The organism is Zooshikella ganghwensis DSM 15267, assembly GCF_000428585.1.
In the GTDB taxonomy this organism is placed as follows: domain Bacteria; phylum Pseudomonadota; class Gammaproteobacteria; order Pseudomonadales; family Zooshikellaceae; genus Zooshikella; species Zooshikella ganghwensis.
Map to the genome: position 1 here is coordinate 1 of NZ_AUAF01000414.1, position 1,084 is coordinate 1,084.

The 1,084-nt window shown below is 41.3% G+C and carries 1 protein-coding gene and 1 pseudogene; both read right to left on the bottom strand.

Features of this window, described 5'->3' with window-relative positions; genetic code table 11:
- A pseudogene (locus tag F607_RS32370) lies at positions 1-230 on the bottom strand (hypothetical protein); the annotation flags it as partial.
- Between the two features lie 156 nt (positions 231-386).
- Positions 387-872 (bottom strand): ProQ/FINO family protein, encoded by a 486-nt coding sequence (locus F607_RS33385; RefSeq protein ID WP_027710516.1) that lies wholly within the window; start codon positions 870-872, stop codon positions 387-389.
- Positions 873-1,084: the final 212 nt, after the last annotated feature.

Sequence of the window (1,084 nt, forward strand, 5' to 3'; positions counted from 1 at the left end):
TATTTACCCTTTTTACTCAACTCCAGCGCACGTTTCCATGACGTAAAGACCACAAATACTTTTTTACCTTGTAACTGATAGGCTTCTTGAATAATTTCGGTAAGAAATCCACCGTTATTGAGCTTAGGTCCATAATAAGGTGGCCATGTATCAGCCGCAAAAGTATAGTCATAATCATCAGCGATGGCTTTGATGCAGAAAAATAATAAAAGCCCAAATTGGAGTCGCATTTTATTAAATAGCATCGCGTTAAATTGTTAAAATGTTAGTACCTAGTTTAGCAAGCTGAGAGCACGTTGGGATAAACGTCACTATAGTTAAATGACTTAGCGGAATAGCTAGGCTCTTGGCGTGATCTGGCCCCAGCTATGCTCTCTCTAACCAGGTCACGCGTCTTTTTGTACGTTGCGCTTTGCCAGTTGTTCTGACGCATAGTGGGCTTGTTCTGTAGTGACTTCACCACACGGCTTACCTTCTAGATCGAGACGTTGAGCACCCGTTTGGCAGACTTTAAGATAGTGAATACTATGCATTCTTGCATACAATCCTCGTCGACACTCTCGATGGTTTAGCTGCTCCCGTACCACCGATTGCGCCAAATCCTTGTGAATACCAATCTTGAGGGGATGAAATGCTTTACCCAATGTCTTAGGAAAAGCCGCTTCAAAAATAGCAAAAATCTCATGCAAGGGACGTTGGCTAGAGGGTGTTTTAGGTCGAGATTGTTTGACTGATGTTAAGGATAATTGAGTGCGTTTTTCTTCAGTGATGATGGCCAATTTTTCATTATTAGTGGCGGGTGCTTGAGGGATATTAATACGACGTTTCTTTTTCACCACTACCTGTGGCTGATTGTTTTCAGTATTTTTCATAGTACGTGGGTCAGGGTATTTACAACCATTGTGTCTTAATTACTCAAGGTAGCCTATCATAAAATCGGTGGCATATTGAGCTTGGAAAACGTCCCTTTAGGTTTTGTTGTTTATCATGAAATAGAATAGTTAAGCACTATGTGTTGTGTTTCAGGGTTAACGTTGGTGTGAATTGGTCTCTGTGGGCATAAGCTGTTGCCAATAGTCCTCAA

Bases quoted from the DNA above. Each gene is read 5' to 3' on its own strand.
- F607_RS33385 (WP_027710516.1), bottom strand. From the start codon at position 872: ATGAAAAATACTGAAAACAATCAGCCACAGGTAGTGGTGAAAAAGAAA.